The sequence below is a fragment of the Rhizobium sp. 10N414 genome, assembly GCF_056394785.1.
Map to the genome: position 1 here is coordinate 106122 of NZ_JBFTIN010000013.1, position 20831 is coordinate 126952.

The 20831-nt window shown below is 61.3% G+C and carries 19 protein-coding genes and 1 pseudogene; 11 read left to right on the forward strand and 9 right to left on the reverse strand.

The genetic code is table 11. The features are described 5' to 3' along the window. Positions 1-20: 20 nt before the first annotated feature. Complete coding sequence (locus AC1DE4_RS14645; protein WP_169682962.1) at positions 21-1799, reverse strand: adenylate/guanylate cyclase domain-containing protein; 1779 nt, start codon at positions 1797-1799, stop codon at positions 21-23. Positions 1800-2084: 285 nt separating this feature from the next. Here AC1DE4_RS14645 and AC1DE4_RS14650 point away from each other — a divergent pair, with 285 nt between their 5' ends. From AC1DE4_RS14650 to AC1DE4_RS14665, 4 genes and pseudogenes are all read left to right on the forward strand, one after another. After that, the gene (locus AC1DE4_RS14650; RefSeq protein ID WP_018856538.1) at positions 2085-3137 is read left to right on the forward strand and encodes a sugar phosphate isomerase/epimerase family protein; all 1053 of its coding nucleotides are present in this window, start codon (positions 2085-2087) and stop codon (positions 3135-3137) included. A gap of 114 nt (positions 3138-3251) precedes the next feature. Next, entirely contained in the window at positions 3252-4439 is a 1188-nt protein-coding gene (locus tag AC1DE4_RS14655; protein ID WP_018856539.1) for a Gfo/Idh/MocA family protein, read from the forward strand. 126 nt (positions 4440-4565) lie between these two features. Next, positions 4566-4949, forward strand: coding sequence for a hypothetical protein (locus AC1DE4_RS14660; protein WP_018856540.1), 384 nt, complete (start codon positions 4566-4568; stop codon positions 4947-4949). A 236-nt stretch (positions 4950-5185) separates the two neighbouring features. After that, positions 5186-6785, forward strand: a pseudogene (locus AC1DE4_RS14665) (ABC-F family ATP-binding cassette domain-containing protein). Positions 6786-6802: 17 nt separating this feature from the next. Here AC1DE4_RS14665 and AC1DE4_RS14670 read toward each other — a convergent pair. Both AC1DE4_RS14670 and AC1DE4_RS14675 read right to left on the reverse strand, forming a co-directional pair. Continuing rightward, entirely contained in the window at positions 6803-7531 is a 729-nt protein-coding gene (locus AC1DE4_RS14670; RefSeq protein ID WP_192241468.1) for an esterase family protein, read from the reverse strand. Beyond that, positions 7528-8493, reverse strand: a complete 966-nt coding sequence (locus tag AC1DE4_RS14675) for an acetylxylan esterase (protein WP_477881838.1) — start codon at positions 8491-8493, stop codon at positions 7528-7530. Before AC1DE4_RS14675 ends, AC1DE4_RS14670 begins: the two co-directional genes overlap by 4 nt. A gap of 169 nt (positions 8494-8662) precedes the next feature. Between AC1DE4_RS14675 and AC1DE4_RS14680 the strand changes: the two genes are divergently transcribed. The 3 genes from AC1DE4_RS14680 (at position 8663) to AC1DE4_RS14690 (ending at position 13005) form a co-directional block, all read left to right on the forward strand. Continuing rightward, positions 8663-10036: a GH1 family beta-glucosidase gene (locus AC1DE4_RS14680; protein WP_192241466.1), complete on the forward strand. Its 1374-nt coding sequence runs from the start codon at positions 8663-8665 to the stop codon at positions 10034-10036. A 43-nt stretch (positions 10037-10079) separates the two neighbouring features. After that, positions 10080-10628 (forward strand): NADPH-dependent FMN reductase, encoded by a 549-nt coding sequence (locus AC1DE4_RS14685; RefSeq protein ID WP_192241497.1) that lies wholly within the window; start codon positions 10080-10082, stop codon positions 10626-10628. Positions 10629-10794: 166 nt separating this feature from the next. After that, on the forward strand, positions 10795-13005 hold the full coding sequence (locus AC1DE4_RS14690; RefSeq protein ID WP_192241465.1) for a bifunctional diguanylate cyclase/phosphodiesterase: 2211 nt from the start codon (positions 10795-10797) through the stop codon (positions 13003-13005). Here AC1DE4_RS14690 and trhO read toward each other — a convergent pair whose 3' ends face one another. Genes trhO through AC1DE4_RS14705 form a run of 3 tightly spaced genes read right to left on the reverse strand, consistent with a single transcriptional unit; the run spans position 13006 to position 15375 of the window. Beyond that, complete coding sequence (trhO, locus tag AC1DE4_RS14695) at positions 13006-13947, reverse strand: oxygen-dependent tRNA uridine(34) hydroxylase TrhO (protein ID WP_018856547.1); 942 nt, start codon at positions 13945-13947, stop codon at positions 13006-13008. After that, positions 13944-14909: a CHAD domain-containing protein gene (locus AC1DE4_RS14700; RefSeq protein WP_192241464.1), complete on the reverse strand. Its 966-nt coding sequence runs from the start codon at positions 14907-14909 to the stop codon at positions 13944-13946. The genes trhO and AC1DE4_RS14700 overlap by 4 nt, the downstream gene beginning before the upstream one ends. Further along, positions 14887-15375, reverse strand: a complete 489-nt coding sequence (locus AC1DE4_RS14705; protein WP_018856550.1) for a CYTH domain-containing protein — start codon at positions 15373-15375, stop codon at positions 14887-14889. Before AC1DE4_RS14705 ends, AC1DE4_RS14700 begins: the two co-directional genes overlap by 23 nt. 155 nt (positions 15376-15530) lie before the next feature. Here AC1DE4_RS14705 and AC1DE4_RS14710 point away from each other — a divergent pair, with 155 nt between their 5' ends. The 4 genes from AC1DE4_RS14710 to AC1DE4_RS14725 all read left to right on the forward strand — a co-directional run bounded on the left by AC1DE4_RS14710 (position 15531) and on the right by AC1DE4_RS14725 (position 17962). Further along, positions 15531-16169: a 2-dehydro-3-deoxy-phosphogluconate aldolase gene (locus AC1DE4_RS14710; protein WP_018856551.1), complete on the forward strand. Its 639-nt coding sequence runs from the start codon at positions 15531-15533 to the stop codon at positions 16167-16169. A gap of 107 nt (positions 16170-16276) precedes the next feature. Next, entirely contained in the window at positions 16277-16987 is a 711-nt protein-coding gene (locus AC1DE4_RS14715; RefSeq protein ID WP_192241463.1) for a tellurite resistance TerB family protein, read from the forward strand. Between the two features lie 70 nt (positions 16988-17057). Beyond that, positions 17058-17750 carry a GNAT family N-acetyltransferase gene (locus AC1DE4_RS14720; RefSeq protein ID WP_025658903.1) on the forward strand — a complete coding sequence of 231 codons (693 nt, stop codon included), beginning with the start codon at positions 17058-17060 and terminating at the stop codon, positions 17748-17750. Next, on the forward strand, positions 17747-17962 hold the full coding sequence (locus AC1DE4_RS14725; RefSeq protein ID WP_018856554.1) for a hypothetical protein: 216 nt from the start codon (positions 17747-17749) through the stop codon (positions 17960-17962). The genes AC1DE4_RS14720 and AC1DE4_RS14725 overlap by 4 nt, the downstream gene beginning before the upstream one ends. A gap of 11 nt (positions 17963-17973) precedes the next feature. On the opposite strand, the gene AC1DE4_RS14730 is transcribed toward AC1DE4_RS14725, so the two are convergent. From AC1DE4_RS14730 to AC1DE4_RS14740, 3 genes are all read right to left on the reverse strand, one after another. Further along, positions 17974-19053: a nickel/cobalt transporter gene (locus tag AC1DE4_RS14730; RefSeq protein WP_018856555.1), complete on the reverse strand. Its 1080-nt coding sequence runs from the start codon at positions 19051-19053 to the stop codon at positions 17974-17976. Then, positions 19047-19688, reverse strand: coding sequence for a DUF1007 family protein (locus AC1DE4_RS14735; protein WP_192241462.1), 642 nt, complete (start codon positions 19686-19688; stop codon positions 19047-19049). Before AC1DE4_RS14735 ends, AC1DE4_RS14730 begins: the two co-directional genes overlap by 7 nt. 87 nt (positions 19689-19775) lie before the next feature. Next, complete coding sequence (locus tag AC1DE4_RS14740; protein ID WP_018856557.1) at positions 19776-20669, reverse strand: LysR family transcriptional regulator; 894 nt, start codon at positions 20667-20669, stop codon at positions 19776-19778. Positions 20670-20831 lie beyond the last annotated feature (162 nt).

Genomic DNA, 20831 nt, shown 5'->3' on the forward strand with positions numbered 1-20831 from the left:
TTCTTTGACAGTGTCGCTTGCTAGTCCGGCAGGCCGGCCTTGGCGAGGTCCGTGATGCAGCGGTCGATGAAGGCTTCGGTCATGACGGGATTATCGCCGAAATAGAACTCTCGGCGGGCGTCAGTGCAGGTCATCCCCGGCCGGAAGCGATGAAGCCTCGCAACTGCTTCTCGCGCCTCGTCGGTTTCGCCACCCACCCTTCCGAGGGCGGCAGCCAGAAAGATCGCTGGCCAGAAGGTGGCGTTCGGCGAGCGGAGCGATGCGCGCGCTGCCTTGGCCGCTTCCGCCATGTTGCCCAATTGATAGTTTGCGATGGCGAGAACGTTATGGAAGGTCCACAGATGCGGGTCGCGAGGACTGAGCCGAAACGCTTCCTTGATCTCCTCTATGCCTTCCGCGGGGCGTTCGACGTAGCAGAGGACCTGACCGAGCGCGAAGTGAGCCTGCGCAAAGCTCTGGTCCAGCTGCAAGGCATTGCGCAGATGCACAAGCCCGGCCTCCGTCGCGCCATCAAGCGCCAGCGCCCTTCCCAGGGCGAGGTGCGCCGCGGGTTCTCTCTGGTCGGATATGATCGCGCGTTCAGCAAGCTCGATCGCATCGCAGATCCGCTCCGCGCGTTCATTGAGGGGGCCATACCAGCCGAGCTGAATGTGAACATAAGCCAGTCGCGCCTGCGCCTGCGCGAACGTCGGGTCAATACTGATTGCCTGCTCGAAGAGCGCCTTGGCGGTCTTCAATTCATCAAGCGTGAACCGATAGAGATGCCAGAGGCCCTTCAGGTAGATTTCCCAGGCATCCATGTCGAACACCGTGCGGCCACGAAGGGCGGCGAATTCGATGGAGCCCAGTTCCGGCTCGATCGTGCCGGTGATTTCCGAGGCAAGCTGGTCCTGAACCTCGAAGATGTCGGCCAGCGTCCGGTCGTAGCGTTCCGCCCAGAGCAGCGTGCCATCCGTGCCGTTCAGCAATTGCGCGGTGACGCGAACGCGATCTGCCGCGCGGCGCACGCTGCCTTCCAGCACGTACTTGACGCCAAGGTCCTCCGCTACCTGTTGCGCATTGGCCTGCCGGCCCTTGTAGCTGAACGACGAGTTACGGGCTGCGACCAGCAGCCAGCGACAGCGCGCCAACGTGGCGATCAGCTCGTCCGTGAAGCCATCCGAGAAATGTTCCTGGCCCTCGATGCTCGACATGTTGCTGAAGGGCAGCACCGCGATGGAGGGCCGATTGCGGACGGGGCCTGTGACCGGATCCTTCGGCGCGGCAGGCGAGGGAGGCGGTTCGCTTTCCGCCGTCCACCGCCAGACACGGATCGGTCGCTCGATGTTCTTGAGCTTGCGGTTGCCGAAATCAATCGCCCTGAAGTCAAGCTTCGACCGGATCTGGTCATTGACCTGCTGGGAGACGCAGATGCCGCCTGGAGGCGCCAGCGCCTGCAGGCTTGCGGCGACATTCACGCCGTCGCCGAAGATGTCCTCGTCTTCGACCAGCACATCATCAACGTGGATGCCGATGCGCCACAACATGCGCCGATCCGGCTCGACGGCCTCATTCAGCGCAAGCAATGCTCTCTGGATGTCCATGGCACAGCCGACGGCATCGACGACGCTCGCAAATTCAGCCAACGTGCCGTCGCCGACGAATTTGACCACGCGCCCATGATGTCTGCCGATGCTGGGGACAATGACTTCGCTGTTGTGCGCTTTCAGCATTGCGAAAGTGCCGCTTTCGTCAAGGCCCATCAGCCGGGAAAAGCCGACCACATCAGCATCCAAGATTGCTGCCAGACGCCGCGTCATGCGCCACCCTCCTGGTTTCAAGACAGTAACACGGCACTGCGCGATGTCCACCGCAGTAAGAAGCGATGGGTTCGCCGGCCGGCGTCCCCATCGTGACGGTGTGGCGACGAGAAATGCGGTACGTACATCTTGCAGCCCGAGACCGACCGTGGTTAAGTCGGCCGCCTTCGATCTCCGCCCGGTGGGGAAGATTTGTAGTTTCGCCGAAATCGGCTTGCAGACTTCAAATCGCGTGCTAGAACACTATCAGAAACGTTTACGGTCATCTTTTAGGGAGGAATTGACATGAAAACGATCAAGGGTCCAGGCCTGTTCCTTGGCCAGTTCGCGGGCGATGCCGCGCCTTTCAATTCGTGGGATTCGATCACCAAATGGGCAGCCGACATCGGCTACAAGGGCGTGCAGGTTCCGACCTGGGCGGGCCAGCTGATCGATCTCAAGAAAGCAGCGTCCTCGAAGGATTATTGTGACGAATTCGCCGGCGTCGCACGCAAGAACGGCGTCGAAGTCACCGAGCTTTCCACCCATCTTCAGGGCCAGCTCGTCGCCGTGCATCCGGCCTATGACGAAGCCTTCGACGGCTTTGCAGCACCTGAGGTGCGCGGCAATCCGAAGGCGCGTCAGGAATGGGCTGTCGAACAGGTCAAGATGGCGCTGACGGCGTCCAAGCATCTCGGCATCAAGGCACATGCGACCTTCTCCGGCGCGCTCGCCTGGCCCTTCATCTATCCGTGGCCGCAGCGCCCGGCCGGTCTTGTCGAAACCGCCTTCGACGAGCTTGCCAAGCGCTGGACGCCGATCCTCGACCATGCCGACGAAAACGGCGTCGACGTCTGCTACGAAATCCATCCGGGCGAAGACCTGCACGACGGTATCACGTTCGAGATGTTCCTCGAGCGCGTGAAGAACCATCCGCGCGCCAACATGCTCTATGATCCGTCGCACTATGTGCTGCAGTGCCTGGATTACCTCGACAACATCGACATCTACAAGGACCGGATCAAGATGTTCCACGTCAAGGATGCCGAGTTCAACCCGACCGGTCGCCAGGGCGTCTATGGCGGTTACCAGGGCTGGGTCGAGCGTGCCGGCCGCTTCCGTTCGCTCGGCGACGGCCAGGTCGATTTCGGCGCGGTCTTCTCGAAGATGACGGCCAACAACTTCGACGGCTGGGCCGTGGTCGAATGGGAATGCGCGCTGAAGCATCCGGAGGATGGCGCCCGCGAAGGTGCCGAGTTCGTCAAGGCGCACATCATTCGCGTCACCGAGAAGGCGTTTGACGACTTCGCAGCGGGCGGTACGGACCAGGCGGCCAACCGCCGCATGCTCGGTCTCTGAGGCCGCGGCCCTCTCGACAGGAGGGCTGATTGGAACGCAGCGGGAAGGGCTCTCCCTTCCCCAGCCGACCGAGGGAAGGGCTGTTTCTGCCCTACGCAAATTCAGGAGGAACCAATGGCAATTGAAGCATCTACAGAACAGGCGCGCGAACCGCGCATCCGTCTCGGCATGGTCGGCGGCGGTGCCGGCGCGTTCATCGGCGCCGTTCACCGCATCGCGGCCCGCATCGACGACCAGTACGATCTGATATCAGGCGCGCTGTCGTCAACGCCGGAAAAGGCGATTGCATCGGGCCGCGACCTCGGCCTCGATCCGTCGCGCACCTATTCCAGCTATCGCGAGATGGCGATCCGCGAAGCCAAGCTGAAGAACGGCATCGAGGCGGTTTCGATCGTCACGCCGAACCATGTGCACTATGACGCCGCGAAGGAATTCCTGCGTCGCGGCATTCACGTCATCTGCGACAAGCCGCTGACCTCGAACCTTGCCGACGCCAAGAAGCTGAAGAAGGTCGCCGACGAGAGCGGCGCTCTCTTCATCCTCACGCACAACTACACCGGCTATCCGATGGTTCGCCAGGCACGCGAGATGATCGCCAATGGCGAACTCGGCGACATCCGGATCGTCCAGGCCGAATATCCGCAGGATTGGCTGACCGAGGCCGTCGAGCAGACAGGCGCCAAGCAGGCCGTGTGGCGCACCGACCCGGCGCAGTCGGGTGCGGGCGGCTCGACCGGCGATATCGGCACGCATGCCTATAACCTCGCGTCCTTCGTATCAGGCCTCGAACTCGACAGCCTGGCTGCTGATCTCGACAGCTTTGTGCCCGGCCGGCGGCTGGACGACAACGCTCACGTTATGCTTCGCTTCAAGGCGAAGGGGTCGGAGAAGGCGGCCAAGGGCATGCTCTGGTGCAGCCAGGTGGCCCCCGGCCATGAGAACGGTCTGAAGGTCCGCGTCTATGGCACCAAGGGCGGTCTCGAATGGGTTCAGGCCGATCCGAACTATCTGTGGTTTACGCCGTTCGGCGAGCCGAAGCGCCTGATCACCCGCAACGGCGCCGGTTCCGGCCCGGCGGCGGCCCGCGTTTCGCGCATCCCGTCCGGTCACCCGGAGGGCTATCTCGAAGCCTTCGCGACGATCTACACGGAAGCTGCGCACGCCATCAACGCGCACAAGAAGGGCAAGGCGGTCGACAAGGCCGTCGTTTACCCGACCGTTGATGACGGCGTGAAGGGCGTTGCCTTCGTCGAAGCCTGTGTGGCTTCTTCGAAGAAGAACGGTGCCTGGGTCAAGGTCTGATCCTCACTCGACTACTCTGACGGATACAACTAATGAGCGCGTTTCCTAGAATATTAGGATGCGCGCTCATTGTCGTTTAACAATGCTATGGCAGAAAATGCGCGCAACCACATGGAGAGATGGTCGATGAAAGTTTCTGCCAAAGTTCTGACATGCGCGTTTGCGCTCGCTGCGTTTCCGGCATTGTCGCAGGAAGTCCCCAACCGCGCACCGAACTTCTATGCCGGCGAGCGTGCTCTCGGCACGGTCAAGGTGCAGACGACGATGTCCCTCTCGGTGCCTGTTGAGGTCGGGCAGGAAATCGGTGAACAGATCAAGGCAGCCCAGAAAGGGCTCTACACGATGGCTAGCGAGCAATGTGATCTCATCCTGCAGGCACTGGCCGAAAGCTGCCAGATCACCAACCTCACCAGCAGCGTGGATCTCAATCGCGGTGGGCGCAACGAAATCCTCGTGAATGCCGCAGTGACAATGGCCGTGAAGGTCAAGGACGCAGCGAAGGGGCCCTAACCAACACGGCGTCATTGAGACGCCGAAGTGCAAGCCCGCTTCGATTTATCCGGCAAACGGTGGCCAGGTCAGGCACGGACCCTCGCCGGTTTGCGGTTGCACCCGATATCGCCTTGATTTCAGCCCTCTGCCCGCCTAGATTGCGGCCATCGCCAATACCAACAGGATGTGTGCAGCAATGGATTCCACGCCGATCGCAACGCCAGCTCGCCTTGCCATTCGGGAGTCCTTTATCCATGCCTGCATCCATTACCCTATCCAATCTTTTGTGGTCCACGCCTGACGGGCGACCCCTTCTTTCCCATCTCGATCTGAGCTTCGGCGCCGAGCGAACCGGTCTTGTCGGCCGCAATGGTGTCGGCAAGACGACGCTGCTCAAGCTCGTCTCTGGCGAACTGCAACCGCAATCCGGCAGCATTGCCTTTGGCGGACGGCTCGGCATCCTGCGCCAGTCGGTCCAGGTGGAGGAGGGGGCAACGGTCGCCGATCTCTTCGATGCCAGTGATGCCTCGCAATCCTTCGCCGCGCCGAAGCTGGCGACGCCACTGCCGACGAACTCGCCATTGCTGATTGGACGATCGAGGCGCGTATCGCCGCGGCGATCGAACGCGTCGGGCTGGACGCAGAACCGGAGACGTTGCTTATCTCGCTTTCCGGCGGCCAGCGGACGCGTGTGGGTCTTGCGGCCCTCGTCTTCTCCGATCCCGATTTCCTGATCCTCGACGAGCCGACCAACAATCTCGACCGGGATGGGCGGGAGGCTATCATCACGTTGCTTTCCGGCTGGCGCGCCGGCGCCATCGTCGTCAGCCATGATCGGGAGTTGCTCGATACCATGGATGCGATCGTCGAGATCACCAGCCTCGGTGCCCGGCGATATGGTGGAAACTGGAGCGCCTTTCAGGTGCGCAAGGCGCTTGAGCTCGCCGCCGCCGAGCACGACCTCGCGGACGCGGAGCGGCGTGTTGCCGATGTGGTCCGCAGCGCCCAGGTCGCGGCGGAACGACAGGCCCGCAGCGATCGCAACGGCCGCAAGAAGGCGGCAAGAAGCGATATGCCGCGTATCGTCGCCGGTGGCCTCAAGCGGGCGGCGGAAAACACCAGCGGCAACAAGGTTCGCCTTGGCGAAAAACGCCGCGAGGAGGCATGGAGGAGGCGGCCGCGGGGCGGCAGCGGATCGAGATCCTGCAGCCCTTTTCAGCGCAACTCGCGTCAACCGGGTTGCCGCCCGGCAGGCATGTCTTGCGGTTGGAGCGCGTCACCGCGGGCTATCGGCCCGAGGCGCCGATCATCCGAAACCTCTCTTTTGCCATGACCGGCCCCGATCGCGTCGCGATCGCCGGGCCGAACGGCTCCGGCAAGACGACAGTGCTGGCGCTGATCACAGGCGTGCTGCAGCCGTGGTCCGGGACCGTTTCCGTCATGACCGGCTTTTCACTGTTCGATCAGAGTGTCAGTCTGCTCGATCGATCGTTGTCGATCCGCGAGAATTTTAGCAATCTCAATCCCCAGGCCAATGAGAATGCCTGCCGTGCGGCTCTGGCGCGTTTCATGTTCCGGGCGGATGCCGCCCTGCAGCAGGTGTCGACGCTCTCGGGCGGGCAGTTGCTGCGCGCCGGTCTTGCCTGTGTTCTCGGTGGCGCAAAGCCGCCGCCGCTGCTCATCCTCGACGAACCGACCAACCATCTGGATATCGATTCCATTGCAGCCGTAGAAGCGGGGCTGCAGGCCTATGACGGAGCGCTGCTTGTCGTCAGCCACGACGAGGTGTTTCTGGAGAATATCGGCATATTGCGTCTGCTTCAGCTTCCGCTTGGCGAAGAGCTTCTTCTCTAGGCGGGCCGGGTGCGGGGTCAGATGTAAAGGCCGGCCATCTTGCGCCAGGCGCCTGCCCGGTGAGCGCGGCCTTCCCAGACATGCAGCTGGTGGCCGACCTGCTTCTCCGCCAGCAGCCGGCTGAGGTGATAGTTGTTGTCGAGGAAGGGGTCGGCGTCACCGATGGTCAGGACGATCTCGACCTCGCGCAGCTTATCCAGCTGCCAGCCGCCGTTTAGCCCCGGCAGGAAGTGCGTCGGCGTGTGGAAATAGACCGTGTCGTCGTAATAGCCGTCGAACAGATCGCCGAAGGAGTCGACCCTGATCGTCAGGTCGTAGCGGCCGGAGAAGGCAACCAGCTTGCGGAACAGATGCGGATGCCGGAAGACCAGGCTGGCGGCCTGGAAGGCGCCGAGGCTGCAGCCATGCACGATGGTGCACTCATGTCCGTTATTCGATGCCATCAGCGGCAGGGCTTCGTTCAGGATATAGTCTTCGAAGGCCGTGTGGCGGCGGATTCGGTCAGCCGGATGCCGGTCGAAGCCGTAGAAGGTCTCTGTGGCCAGCTCCTCGATGCAATAGAGCTGCAGCTGGCCGGCTTGCAGCTTGTCGGAAAGGCTTTCGACCACGCCGAGCCTTTCGTATTCCCAGAAACGTCCCTCGCGGGTCGGAAACATCAGGACCTTGGCGCCGGCATGGCCGAACACCAGCAGTTCCATCTCGCGATGCAGGCGTGGACTATGCCAGCGCAGATATTCCCGGTTCATAACACCTTGAAGAAATCTCGGACTTTCTCGCGCAGTACCGCGTTCTGCTCAGTGCTGCCGGGATAATCGAAGTGCCCCGCATCCAATATGAAGGTTTCATTATATTTTGATGTCGGAAGGGCGTTGGCCACCGCGAACTGGCAGGGCGGCGCGACGGCGGGGTCGAAGAGGGCGACGGCTGCGAGCATCGGCACCTCGATCCGGCTTGCGGCACTGGCTGCGTCGAACATCCGCAGGGTCTCGAGAACGCTTCCATGTGTCGTCTGGTATGTCTGCACGGAATCTGCGCTGCCGACGGTCGGTAGCGTCAGCCATAGCTCCCGGTCGCCGAAGGTCGGGACGACGAGGTGGCCGCGATCGATGCGCGGATCGAACGGGATCGCCAGCGCGCCGATGCCGCCGCCGAAGCTGACGCCGCTGTAGCCGATGTGGCCTGAGAGCCATGGATAARGTGTGAGAAGCGACGAGACGGCAAGCCAGAGATCATCGACGCAGCCGCCGATGATGTAGGTGTTCGGGTTGTCGATACCCTGCAGGACATGCCCCGACGCATCGGCCGGAATGGGCGGGCGGGCGCTGAGCGACAGGCCACGGGCGCAGGGGAAGAAAATGGCAGCTTCCTCGACAGGCAGGTCGAAATCGGGCGCATCGCGGCCGCCATAGCCGTGGCCCACCACCAATCCGCGGCCCACCGGCAGCCGCCGTGGCAGGAGCAGCCAGCCGCCGATCTCGAATCCACCGGTCGAGGTGTAGGTGATGTCGAGGACCTGCCAGTCGGGATGCGTCAGGGTGCTCTTTCGAAGCACCGGCTGCGGGTCCGTGGCGATCGCTCTTTCGTATCGGGCCTGCCAGAACGCATCGAACCCCGGCGGCGCTTCGGGCGGAACGATCGCTCGGAGGTCGGCAAGGGTCATGCCGTAGGTGGGGTTAAAGGCGAAGGGGTGTGTGGTGGGAATGCTCATGGGAGGGTTGTTTCGCGAAAGGGCGCGCAATGCAAGGCGGGAGCGCCTGATGCGCAAGGCGCCCCCGGAACGGCTAACCTGAAACGTTACAGCATTGTCATTTCCACGCTGTACAACATCGGTCCGCTTGGCTAAACCGCCTCTTGAAACCATGAAGAACGGGATTTTCATGATCGATCCGAAGACCCTTGCTGCCCGCTTCCCGGGCGATTTCACGTTCGGCGTTGCGACGGCGGCGTTTCAGATTGAAGGCGCTTCCAAGGCAGACGGCCGCAAGCCCTCCATCTGGGATGCCTTCTGCAACATGCCGGGTCGCGTATTCAACCGCGACAATGGCGATGTCGCCTGCGATCACTATAACAGGCTCGATCAGGACCTCGATCTCATCAAGTCCATGGGCGTCGACGCCTACCGCTTCTCGATCGCCTGGCCGCGCATCATTCCTGATGGTACCGGCCCGGTAAACGAGGCGGGCCTCGATTTCTACGATCGTCTCGTCGATGGCTGCAAGGCGCGTGGCATCAAGACCTTCGCAACGCTTTACCATTGGGATCTGCCGCTGCTTCTCGCCGGCGACGGCGGCTGGACGGCGCGCTCGACGACCTATGCATTCCAGCGCTACGCCAAGACAGTGATGGCCCGCCTCGGCGACCGCCTCGATAGCGTCGCGACCTTCAACGAGCCATGGTGCATCGTCTGGCTCAGCCATCTCTATGGCATTCATGCGCCGGGCGAACGCAATATGCAGGCAGCGCTTCACGCCATGCACCACATGAATCTCGCGCATGGCCTCGGCGTCGAAGCGATCCGCGCGGAAGCGCCCAACGTGCCTGTAGGCCTCGTGCTCAACGCCATGTCCGTCATGCCGGGCTCCGACAGCGCTGCCGACATTGCGGCTGGCGAACGCGCGCACCAGTTCCACAACGGCGCCTTCTTCGATCCGGTCTTCAAGGGCGAGTACCCGAAGGAGTTCCTGGAAGCACTCGGCGAGCGCATGCCCGTTGTGGAAGAGGGTGATCTCAAGATCATCAATCAGAAGCTCGACTGGTGGGGCCTCAACTATTACACGCCGTTGCGAGTTGCTGATGATCCGGCAAAGAACGGCGACTTCCCCTGGACTGTCGAGGCGCCACGCGTCAGCGACGTGAAGACCGATATCGGCTGGGAAGTGTATGCGCCTGGCCTGAAGAACGTCGTCGAGGATCTCTATCGCCGCTACGAGCTGCCGGAGTGCTACATCACCGAGAACGGCGCCTGCTACAACATGGACGTCGTCAACGGCGAGGTCGACGACCAGCCGCGCCTCGACTATTACAGCGAGCACCTCGATACCGTCGCCGACCTGATCAAGGACGGGTATCCGATGCGCGGCTACTTCGCCTGGAGCCTGATGGACAATTTCGAATGGGCCGAGGGCTACCGGATGCGGTTCGGCCTCGTGCATGTTGATTACGAGACCCAGGTCCGCACGGTAAAGAAGAGCGGCAAGTGGTACAGCGAACTTGCGGCACAGTTCCCGAAGGGCAACCACAAGAGCAGCTGACGAGCGCATGGCGCGAATCGGCGCCGTGGCTTAAACCGTGCGCATGGGAAAGCCGCTCTTCCTCTATGCGCTCTGCGGCAGCCAGCGAAAGGCTTCGACCAATCGCCGGTTGCTCGAAGCCCTGCGGGATAATGCGCCCGCAGGCGTCGTAGTCGAGATCTGCGAGCTGATCGGCGAGCTGCCGATCTTCAACCCGGACCGCGAGGGCGAGAACACGCCAGCGATCGTCGAAGAGTTTGCAGCCAAGATCCGTGCGGCCAACGGCATTATCGTCGCATGTCCGGAATATGCCCATGGCCTGCCCGGGGGATTGAAGAACGCGCTTGATTGGCTCGTTTCCCGCGACGAAGTGCCGTTCAAGCCCGCAATGATTGCGCATGCCTCGCATCGCGGCGATTTCGCCCTCGAGCAGTTGACCGAAGTACTGAAGACGATGTCGCTGCGGCTTGTCGACGAGGCTTTTCTAAAGATCTCGTTGCTTGGCAAGACGGATGGCGGACAATCTGACGTCCTTGCCGAAGCCGTGAAAAGCGGGCTTCTCGTATCTGTGCTTGTAAAATTCTGCGCTGCAATCAATCGCGTTGGCGTCTGACTCATTCCGTCAAGTTGCGGAAAAAATTGCGTAATCAATGTATTTTCCTGACGTTTTGGGGGCTAGCGGTTACGGCGAAAAAATCGCCGATGATTAATCGTTACATCGATCCCTTAACCGTTTTTTGAGCCCTGGCTGGCAGACTTCCGTGATCGGGGAGCAATGAATGCGGGCAATTTTCGGGGGCAACAAGAAAGTATCGGGCATCGGTCGTCATGCGACGGTCGCCGGCGTGCTTTTCTCCTTTGCCATTGTTGTCGCAATTGTCACGACGCTCGTGTTGAGCGCGCTCGAGCGCGTTGCGGATCGATCCAACGTGCTGGATGACGAGCGCTCCCGTGAAACTGTCTCCGGCGCCCTGAAGACCTTCGAGATGCAGTTGGGCGCGACGCTCAACGATTATGCAGCCTGGGACGATGCCGCGGTGAACGTCTATGCCGCCGATGGCATGGCCTGGACGATCAGCAACTACGGCGAAATGTCGGTCAACAGCTCCCTCTTCGATATGGCAATCGTGATCGATGACGAGAAGAAGTCGATCATGGCCTATCAGGAAGGCAAGCCGATGGAAGGCGCGCTGGACGATTTCTTCTCGCCCGCGCTCTGGTCACTCTTCGACAAGGTGAAAGCGGCGGGCCTGCAGGACAAACCGGAGGCGACAGGTTTCGTCGATACCAAATCCGGTATTGCGGCGGTCGGCGTCGCGCTGGTGCGCGAGAAATCCGGCGCGCTCGATATGCCGGCGGGAAAACATCGCTATCTCATCTTTGCCCGCCACCTAGGTTCCGAGAGGGTGGCCGAACTTGGCGCGACCTATGTGGTCGACGGTTTGAAGCTGGTCGCCCCTGATTTCGAAGCCCCGTATTCGGTGGCGATCGCCGACGCCAAAGCGGCCATGCTCGGCAAGCTCATCTGGCTGTCGCGGGGGCCCGGCGATATCGGCTATGGCGAAGTTCGTCCGATGGTCGTCAAGGCACTCGGACTTGTCGGCTTGTTCTTCATTGTTCTGCTCATCATCGGTTGGCTGGCGCTACGCCGCCTCAAGGCCGAGGAAATCATTGCCCGAGAGGAAGCCAATCGTGACCGGTTGAGCGGCCTGTTGAACCGAGATGGGCTTGGAACCGCGATCGACGCCTTCGTTGCCGAGGCAGCGCAAACGCATCGCAATGTGCTCATCCTCTATCTCGATCTCGACGGCTTCAAGGAAGTCAACGACGCTTATGGTCATGGCACCGGCGATCAGCTGATCCGCGCGGTCGCAGCTGGCCTCAACGTGCTCATTCCTGTGGGCGCCGTGCTCGCCCGCATCGGCGGCGACGAGTTCGCCATCGCTTTTGTCTCCGAAAGTGAGCACGCCGTTGCCCTGCAGCTTTCCGAGCAGATCCTGGACTTCCTCGCAGAACCGCTGGAGATCGGCCGGCGCGTCGTCGTCATCGGTGCAAGCATCGGCATCGCCATGTCGGAGGGTGGTGCGATCGACCGCGAGGAACTGGTGCGCCGGGCTGACCTTGCCATGTACAAGGCCAAGGAAGCCGGCCGTGCACGCATGACGCTTTACGATCCAGCCATGGACGCCGACCGGGCCGAGCGCAATGCGCTGGAACTCGATTTGCGCATGGCGATCGAAGGCGGTGATTTGCAGATTGCCTATCAGCCGCTGATCGATGCTGCGACCCATGAAATGACGGGCGTCGAGGCGTTGGTGCGATGGAACCGCCCGGGTCACGGGCCGGTCTCGCCTGAAGTGTTTATCCCCATTGCGGAAACTAGCGGGCTTATCGAAGCGCTGGGGCTCTTTGTTTTGCGCAAGGCTTGCGAGACAGCCAAGCAATGGCCGGAACTGCGCATCTCGGTCAATGTTTCTCCGGGGCAGTTCCGTAACCCGGCCTTTGTCGACTATGTCCGATACGTGCTGAAGCAGACGGAGATCGAGGCCAAGCGGGTGACCCTTGAAGTCACCGAAGGTTACATGATCCAGAACCCTCAGCGTACCCGGCAGGCGATCGAGCGACTGAAGACACTCGGCGTCAAGGTTGCGCTCGACGACTTCGGCTCGGGCTTTTCTTCCATCGGCTACCTGCGCCAGTTCGGCTTCGACCGCATCAAGATCGACCGCTCGCTGGTCATGGACATCCTGGAAAGCGACAGCCAACGCGAAATGCTGCAGGCGACGGTGGCACTTGCCCGCTCGCTCGACATTCCGGTCACGGCCGAGGGTATCGAGACCGAAGAGCAGGGCATAGCGGTGCGGCTCTTCGGCTGTGATACGTTACAGGGCTACTTCTTTGGCCGGCCGATGCCGGCCGATCAGATCACCGAACGGCTGATGCGGTCGCGCGCGGCAAAGGTCACCACCCGCCGCACCAACGCCGCCTAATCAGGTTCCGATGTGCTTTTGGCCACGCTTCTTGGCGAGCGCGATCTGATGCTGCCGCTGGCGGTAGCGCAGGCGGTCGTCTTCGCTGCGCGTGCTGTAGCAGTTGCTGCAGGAAACGCCTTCCTCGTAGTGAGGTGAGGTGATCTCCTCAGCTGTTATCGGATTGCGGCAGGCGTGGCAAAGCTTGTGTTCGCCTTCCTTTAGGCCATGCTCGACCGAGACGCGCTCGTCGAAGACGAAGCAGGCGCCATCCCAGAGGCTTTCTTCCTGCGGGACTTCCTCGAGATACTTCAGGATGCCGCCCTTGAGGTGATAGACCTCCTCGAAGCCCTGCTCCTTCATGAAGGCGGTTGCCTTCTCGCAGCGGATGCCGCCGGTGCAATACATGGCGATCTTCGGCTTGTTGTGCAGGCCGGTATTGTTGCGCACCCAGTCCGGAAACTCGCGGAAGGTCTTCGTATTCGGGTCAACAGCACCGCGGAAGATGCCGATTGCCGTCTCATAGTCGTTGCGCGTGTCGATGACGATCGTGTCGGGATCGGAGATCAGCGCATTCCAGTCCTGCGGCGCGACATAGGTGCCGACCACCTTGTTCGGATCGATGTTCTCGACGCCCATGGTGACGATCTCTTTCTTGAGCTTCACCTTCATGCGCAGGAATGGCATCTTCGATGCGTGGCTTTCCTTGTGCTCGAGCGCGGCAAATTCCGGCTGCGCGCACAGGTAGGCGAGCACTGTCTTGATGCCCGCGTCCGGTCCGGCGATCGTGCCGTTGATCCCCTCGTGCGCCAGAAGCAGCGTACCCTTCACGCCATTGTCTTCGCAAAGTGCCTGCAGCGGCTCGCGCAGGCTTTCGAAGCGCGGCACGGAAACAAAATGGTAAAGCGCCGCGACGAGAAAAGGGCTCGCCGCTGCCGTCGGTTGGGTCAGCGTGTCTGTCATACGGCTGGAAATACAGGTTTCGGCCCGCGAACGCAATCGGCGGGATCGTCGCGGTTAGCAACGGCCCTCCAGAGCAGCGCGATCCGGTCCGCTTCCTTGTCATAATCTTTCGGGAACACATCCTCGGCACGGTCCAGCGCTGCATTCCGATCTTCCTGCTGGCGGAAGATGATGGCGTCGAGCAGACGGGCGAGATCGTCGGCACCCGGAAAAAGGTGCGGCTCTGCCTCGACGAGTTCGCAGAGCACATCGAGATCGTGGACGTGACCGAGCAGATCAACGAGTTGGCTGGCCGCTTCGTACTTCGCCTTCATTGCCGTCGGCCACAGGGGGCGGAGAAGAGTGTGATAGGCGCGGTAGTCCTGCGTCCGTTTGCGCAATGTATGGAAGGTTTCCGCCGAGGCTTCGTCGTGACAGGAGGCAATTGCTTTCTGCGCTCCGCGGACGGTTTTTCGCCAGCCTTTGGCGATCAGTCGCGCATTCCTGCTCTGACGGCCGTTGAACTCGATTGTGTCGAGCGCGGCGATGGCCTCCCCAAGCATGCCGGGTATTTCCGATAGCCGCTGCTCCAGGCCGCTCTCGGCGGCCCCAAGCATACGATCGCGGCGCATCTCGAGTGCAGAGACGATGCGGCCGAGTGTCTCACCCTCCTCGGCATCGCGCGCGTTCTCCTTCAGGTAGACGGCAGTGTCGATCAGCGCCGCGGCATCACGGATTGTGGAGACGGATTTGGCGACGTCGCGGAGCCTGGCGTTCTCCCGCTCGCGAAAGGCCGGGATGTCCCTGGCGACGAGGCGATAGAGCGAGCGAACGCGTTTCAGGTTCTTGCGGAAGTCATGGATGGCCTCGTGCGTGCCATTCGGCCTCTCTTCAATAATGTCTATCGCCTCTCGCAGGTGGCCAGCGGCCGCTCTACGAAATTCGTCTGTGAGATGGTGGTCAGGCCGTATGCGAAAAGGCATGCCTATCGTGCTCGAATTCGGTGGCAAGGGCCTGATTTGAGTAGCGGAAATCACCTGTAACTTCACGGCCGATCCAGGCGGGCAGCGTTGGATTGTCGTCTTCCGAATCCATTTCGACTTCTGCGATTACCAGTCCGTGGTGCTCGCCGGCGAAGACATCGACCTCCCAGACAAAACCATCATGGGGGACGCGGTGGCGCGTCTTCTCGATGACAATGCCGACTGCCTCCTTCAAGAGCTCTTCAGCGTCGCCAACAGGGATATCGTACTCGAATTCGTCGCGCGTCATCGTGCTGCGGCCTATCTTGACCGTCAGCCGTGCTTTCTTGTCATCCAGCACACGAATGCGGACCGATCGGTCGTCCATGGAGGCAATGTAGCCCTGCCGTAGCTTCGATTTCGTCTCGGCTTCGGAACGCCATGCATCGCTGCGTACTAGAAACTTCCGCTCGATTTCTTTCGCCATTTCCGATGACCTTTTGTGACGATTTTATTACGCTAGCCTAATTTTCCCGCTATGGGTACCCATTCTGTTACGAGGATAGGTTTTGTCTCGACAAAGCGCACCCTTGGAGGTATTTCGAGACCCGAATTCAATCGTTTCAAAAGGATCACGCGGCCATGGGCGAAAAGACAGAAAAGCTCCTTTCCATCCTGAAACTTCAGCCTGTTGTACCGGTTCTGATCGTCGATGACGTCAAGTCCGCGGTTTCGCTGGCGCGTGCTCTTGTCGCAGGCGGCCTGAAGGCGATCGAAATCACCATGCGCACGCCAGCCGCCCTCGATGCCGTTCGCGCCGTTGCCGACGAGGTCGAAGGCGCTGAGGTGGGTGCCGGCACCATTCTCAACGCCGCCCATTGGGATGCCGCGGTCGCTGCCGGCTCGAAATTCGTCGTTAGCCCGGGCGCGACGCAGGAGCTGCTGGATGCGGCCCGCAATTCCTCCGTTCCGCTGCTGCCGGGTGCTGCGACCGCAAGCGAGGTCATGGCGCTGCGCGAGGAAGGCTACAAGGTGCTGAAGTTCTTCCCGGCAGAACAGGCTGGCGGCGCTGCCTATCTCAAGGCGCTGTCTTCGCCGCTCGCAGGTACAGTCTTCTGCCCGACCGGCGGCATCTCGCTGAAGAATGCGATGGATTACCTGTCGCTGCCGAACGTTATCTGCGTCGGCGGCTCCTGGGTGGCTCCGAAGGAATTGGTTGCTGCGGGCGATTGGGCCGGCATCACCAAGCTCGCGTCGGAAGCCGCTGCACTGAAGGCTTGATTCCAGGATAAACGGCATTTGATGCAGGCGGAATTTCCGCCTGCATTTGTATTTTGGGCGTCAGCACCTATCTCCCATTTGGCCTCTAGACAGGGAGATGATGAGGAATGATCGACGCGAAGAAGCTTCTTGAGCAGTTTCTGGGTTCGCAGGTGCCGGGTGTCGGCGGTACCGTCAAGGACCGGGCGGGCGACGCGATCCAGATGGCCAAGGACAATCCGTGGAAAGCCGGTGCGCTGGCAACCGTTCTGCTCGGGACCAAGGCTGGACGCAGCATTTCCGGCAATGCGCTTACTATCGGCGGTCTCGCTGCGATCGCCGGTCTCGGCTATCAGGCCTATAAGAATTATCAGGCAGGGCAGGCGCCGGCTACTCCGTCCGATGCGCCCCCACCAAGGACGGCCGTGCTGCCGCCCCCCGCTGACTCCGGCTTCAGCACCGGTTCCCCCGCCCAAAGCAACGAATTCGTCCTCGTTCTCATCCGCGCCATGATCGCCGCGGCCAAGGCCGATGGCCATGTCAACGATGACGAACGCGCCCTCATCCTCGAGAAGATCAGGGCCGCGGATGTCGCCGCCGAAGCCGCCTTCTTCATCGAACGGGAGTTGTCGCTGCCGACGGATCTCGACGCACTGGTTGCCGCCGCCGAGACTGAGGAGCAGCGGGTGGAGCTCTACACCGCGTCACGCCTGACCATTGAGCCGGATTCGCGCGCCGAGCGCGGCTATCTCGACCTGCTGGCTGGTCGCCTTGGCCTTCCCGATGCTTTGGTCGACCACATCGAGGCGACGGTGTCCTCCGCCAAGGTCAGCCTCTAAAAGCATCATTCGGCCAGTTGCCTTTCCCAGGCGGCTGGCCTAAGCCATGTCTCCTTACCCGGAGGAGCGTATGCGCGATCTATCGAATTTCAAGGGCTGTCCGGCACCCCAGCCGGTGACCCTCAGGGGGCGTTTTGTCACCGTCGAACCTTATGTCCGCGAGCAGCATCTGCAGGCGTTGTGGGACGGACTTGGCGGCATGGCCATCAATCCCTTGCTGCGCTACTTCTCGCAGCCCGATTTTACAGGTACCGAGGACTTCGCCGCCTGGCTTCAGTCTGTCGCCAAATCGGGTTGGCTGACGCATGTCTTCCGCGACAACAGCTCCGGCAAGATCGTCGGCATGGCGAACTACATGCGGGCCGATCCGGCCAATGGCGTGGTCGAGGTCGGCGGCGTCGCGCACGGTGCCGACATGAAGCGCTCGCCGCTCTCCACCGAAGTTCACTATCTGATGGCCAAGCATGTCTTCGAGGATCTCGGTTACCGGCGCTACGAGTGGAAATGCGACAATCTGAACGAGGCGAGCAAGACGACGGCGGCCCGCTACGGTTTCACCTACGAAGGCGTGTTCCGCCAGCACATGATTTCCAAGGGCCGCAATCGCGATACGGCCTGGTTTTCGATGCTCGATTCCGAATGGCCTGTCCTGAACGCAGCGTTCGAGGCCTGGCTGTCTCCCAGCAATTTTGATGCAGACGGCAAGCAGAAGCGGCGGCTGGAGGAAATCCGCGCCGAGCTGACCAAGGAATCGGCAGAGTGACGGATCCGAGATCGGAAGGCCGTTCGCAGGCAATTGCGGCGGCCATCATCCTTATGGCCGCCGGCCTCGTGCTCTATTTCATGCCGGCCATCATTCTCGCACTTGGCAGCTACTCGCCGTATCTGGCGGCTGGTGTCGGCGCGTGCCTGGTTCTGGCTTTTTTCGTCGTCTTCTGGCTGAGGGCGAGATATCAGCGCCAGCGCGGTAAATAGCGCCGTAGGCTCTAGCCCTGTAGCGAGGCGCCGAGTAGCAGTGCGCCCATGGCAATCACCAGCAGGGCGCCTAGGATTTCGATCGTATTCCCGATCCACACCGACGCGGCTGAGCCGCGCCCGGCGAGGCGCATCGCAGTGCCTTTGGCAGTGACCGCGAGTGTTGCCAGCATCGCGACCGTTATCGCGGTGCCAAGCGACATCGCGATCACCGATAGCACGCCGCCGAGATAGAGGCCGTTCAGCAGCGAGAATGTCATGACCAGCAGCGCGCCCGAGCAGGGGCGTAAGCCAACGGCGATGATGGCCGACCAGGCTTCGCGGACATTGAACTTCTCGGCCTTAAGCAGGGACGGATCGGGCATGTGCGATTGGCCGCAGGTCTCGCAGGCCATGCCGGCAATGAACTTGTGCCCGGCTCTGAGCGCCTGCGCTTCACCGAAGGCGTAGCTCGAACCTTGCTTCTGCGCTGCATTGTCCTGCCAGTCCAGCATCATGCTGACGGGGCCAGACGACGTTGCCATGACCTCACGGCGTGGCATGCCTGCAATGATCCCCCGCAGCTTGCGGAACAACAGCCAGCAACCGAAGAGGATGACCAGGATGAAGCTGGCGATCTCCATCGCCTGCGTCGCGGCCGTCAGGCTTATGCCGGTGCCGCGCAGCACCAGCCATGCGCCGCCGACAAGTGCGATTGCGACAAATCCCTGGAGGAAGGCGGAGACGAAGGAGATGGATACGCCGCGTTTCAGCTCGATCTCATTGGCGATCATGTAGGAGGAGATAACAGCCTTACCGTGCCCGGGGCCGGCGGCGTGAAAGACGCCATAGGCGAAGGAGAGGCCGATCAGCGCCCAGAGATGCCAGGAATCCGCACGCATGGCTCGCAGCGCACCCGTCAGGGCACGATAGAAGGCCTGCTGCTGTGCATTGACATAGAGGAGGAGGGGAGCAAGCGGGCCGCCCGTCGGCTGGAAGCTCGGTTCCGATGTGCCGATGCCGAGCGGCGACTGCGCATGCGCAACGGCCATGCCCGCGACCAGCACGAATGCGGCGCCGAGCGCAATCGGCCGAAGCCGGTGTCTCAGCATGTGAGATCCAGTCGCGTCGCGAAGAGCTTCGACATGTTCGTCCCCGTCGGGTCGTTGAAGAAAGCGTCGGTCAAGGACTGCTTGTTCTCGGCGATCACCTGGTCGGCATCGGGGCGGACGACCTGGTGCTTGCAACTTTTGAACCCGTCGCCGACCAGAACCAGTTCGTTGTCGGTCGGGAAGTCGATCGAGGTGTAGAGCGTCGGGTCGTAGACACCGAAGGTAAGGCCTCCCTTGAGCGGCATCTTTTCCGCCGGCTTGACGGCGAAGAACATCAGCAACTGACCCTGCTTGTAGTCCACATGGATCAGGTCGGGCTTCTCGACCTTTATATTCTTACCGTTCAACGTAAGGTTCATGTAGTAGTCGTAGTCGACCAGCGAATCCCGCACGGTCTTGCCGACCTCGGCCAGCTCGTTCGGGTCCAGCTTCAGATCGGTGTTCTTGTCGAAATCCATCACGACGGACGACGAGAAGACCTCGTCGAAGCGCCAGACGTTGCGCAGTTCAGCAACGTTGCCGTCGTCATCGGCGACGACCTCCAGCCGCGCTTCGACAAACACATGCGGGTGTGCAAAGGCTGCGGCTGGCAAAAGCGACAGGAGCGACGCCATCAGGAATGTCGATTTCTTCATGCGTGCTCTTACTGCGGGATCCCAAACTCACCTGATTCCTCGCCAGTAAATGGGACGGAATTGGGACCGGCCCCAGACGGGAAGCGGTCAGGAATGCTTCTTGAACCAATTGTGAAGGTAGTCGACGAAGATGCGGACCTTGGCCGGCAAGTAGCGGCGATGGGGGTAGACGGCATAGATACCGCGATCGGTCGGAATGTAATCGTTGAACAGCGTCACCAGCTCGCCGCTCTCGATCGGCTTGCGGGCGATGAAATCGGGAATCAGCGCGACGCCGATGCCTGACAGTGCGGCGCGCAGCGTCGCATGTGGGCTGTTGACCTCCATGGGGCCTGTCACCGCAACGGCAAAAGATGTGCTGTCCGGATTGTAGAAGCGAATGCTGCCCTGGCTGCGCGAGTTGGTGTCGACGATGAAGGGGACGTTCGACAGATCCGATGGGTGGGCAAGATCCGGATGGCGCTCCACGAAGTCGGGTGTCGCGCAAAGATGGACGCGGAAATCCGAGATCTTGCGGGCGATCATGCCGGAGTCCTCGAGCTTGGTCACGCGAATGGCGACATCGAAGCCTTCCTCGATGAGATCGACGAATCGGTCGTCCGCGGCGATCTCCAGCGCGAGATCCGGGTTTTCCTTGGCGAAGTCGATCAGCGACTGGCCGACCTCGGCATCGACGAAGGTGCGTGGCACCGAGACCTTCAGTCGGCCCTTCAGTTGGGCGTTATTCTCGCGCACGAGATCGGCGAGGTTGTCGATCTCCTTCAGGATGTCGGATGCCGTGCGGTAGTAGGTATGACCGGCCTCGGTCATGGAGAATTGGCGGGTCGTCCGGTTCAGCAGCAGGGCGCCGAGCTCGTCCTCCAATTCACGCACATATTTCGACAAAAGCGCCTTGGAGCGGCCGGTGCGCCTCGCCGCAGCCGAAAAGCCTTCTGCTTCAACGACATCGATGAAGGCGCGGATGCGGGTGAGGGTGTCCATGACGATCTCCTGAAAAAGCGCCGAACCACCATTCAAATCAGTCGGTTGCGGGCCGTTTTACCACGTTGAACAAATTGCGGTGTATTGTTCAAATATTTTCTGCCGGGAGATGCGAAAAAACCGCTTGATTATGACGGCGAATATTCCTATCTCGTGGTCAGC